The following is an 894-nucleotide window of genomic DNA, read 5'->3' as shown; positions in this document are numbered from 1 at the left end:
ATGGGTTCGGCCTCGGACGTGATCATCGATACCAGTTCACCTTGGCTGGTGGTGGCGAAATAGGATTTGGGAAAGCGCATCGAGCGGCTGATCAATGTAAAGCGCAGGCGACGCAACATCCGCTCGGCGAGAATGCCTTTCATGGTATTGATGCGCATTTTCATCACGCCACTGGCGATGACAGTTGCCAAAAAGGCAAAGCACAGAATCAGCAGGTACTGCACCTGTGTCACGGTGATACCGAGTACTGTCACGGTGTCTGCGGGCGCACCAATCGCGTCGTTGATGATCTGCTTAGGAAGCTCCAACGAAGCGTAAAGGAACGGAAATGACAGAACGGTCAGCAACAGCAGGACCAATTGCTGCTTTTTCGAATGCTTCCATATGAATGAAAATAGGGTGGGTTCCATTCCCCTGCCTCATGATGAGCCTGTATGATCCGGGACAAATGCCGATTGCCCGAGCGCCGACGGTAAGCCTCGGCCCGAGCTATTGCAAGAATGGCGGCTCTTTGCGACGCAGAAACCAGCTGGATAGGAGATCACATTTATGAATCGGGAAGATTTATCCGCTAATCAAGTAAGACTGGTTTGTCCCCTGCCCCGACTTTGACTAAAGAGGGGCTGTCTTGAAAGATGGGGCGATGGGCAGATTACTGGATCGATATATTCAACTAAAGGCTCTGGGGCGATGGCAGCGTGCCGCGCAGCAGTCTGACCACCTCGCATTGCCTGAGCTTCGCCGGCAACGTGATGACGCCCGGCGGTTGCGCGGCAAACTTGAACAAGCAATTCAAAAAGCTGATGCTCGACTGATCCAACCCTTGATTGGGGCGACGCAGTTTCCAAAACCCCTGGGAACGGATTGGTCGTGGCGACCGGACCTGTGGCGGAC

At 53.9% G+C, this 894-nt stretch carries 2 protein-coding genes; one reads left to right on the top strand and one right to left on the bottom strand.

Annotated features, from left to right (window positions below):
* The coding region (locus ACR0EL_RS21950) for an ABC transporter transmembrane domain-containing protein (protein ID WP_480502282.1) at positions 1-410 on the bottom strand (410 nt) is incomplete at its 3' end.
* Between the two features lie 218 nt (positions 411-628).
* On the opposite strand from ACR0EL_RS21950, the gene ACR0EL_RS21945 reads away from it, so the two are divergent.
* Positions 629-894 (top strand): DUF6478 family protein (locus tag ACR0EL_RS21945; RefSeq protein ID WP_480502281.1); only part of this gene is annotated, 266 nt, incomplete at its 3' end.

The sequence above is a fragment of the Ruegeria sp. AH12 genome, assembly GCF_056541465.1.
Note: the sequence above shows the minus strand (reverse complement) of the source record. Positions and strands in the feature narration are given on the sequence as shown.